We start from the raw sequence: 248 nt of genomic DNA, 5'->3' as shown, positions 1-248 counted from the left end.
CAATCAGCGAAATAACCGAAGTGTTCATCATCTCCGACGTCGCACCTGGAAAGGTGACGGAAATAATCACCCCCGGCGGAGCCACCGCCGGATATTGTGATACGGGCAGCTTTGGAATGGCGAGCAGCCCGCCGAGGATAATAAATAACGCAATAACCCAGGCAAAAACGGGGCGTGCAATAAAAAAGTGCGGCATGGTTTTATTTTGTCATGTTGTCCAGAGGATCAGGCGCGGGCATGATTATGAC

Annotated in this window: 1 protein-coding gene; it reads right to left on the bottom strand. The window is 51.2% G+C overall.

What is annotated here, in order from left to right:
* On the bottom strand, positions 1 to 196 hold a 196-nt coding region (locus ACEN88_RS35455; RefSeq protein ID WP_413347083.1), incomplete at its 3' end, for an efflux RND transporter permease subunit.
* Between the last annotated feature and the right edge of the window lie 52 nt (positions 197 to 248).

Source organism: Massilia sp. CT11-108 (assembly GCF_047302915.1).
GTDB classification, from domain to species: Bacteria; Pseudomonadota; Gammaproteobacteria; order Burkholderiales; family Burkholderiaceae_D; genus Telluria; species Telluria orientalis.
Note: the sequence above shows the minus strand (reverse complement) of the source record. Positions and strands in the feature narration are given on the sequence as shown.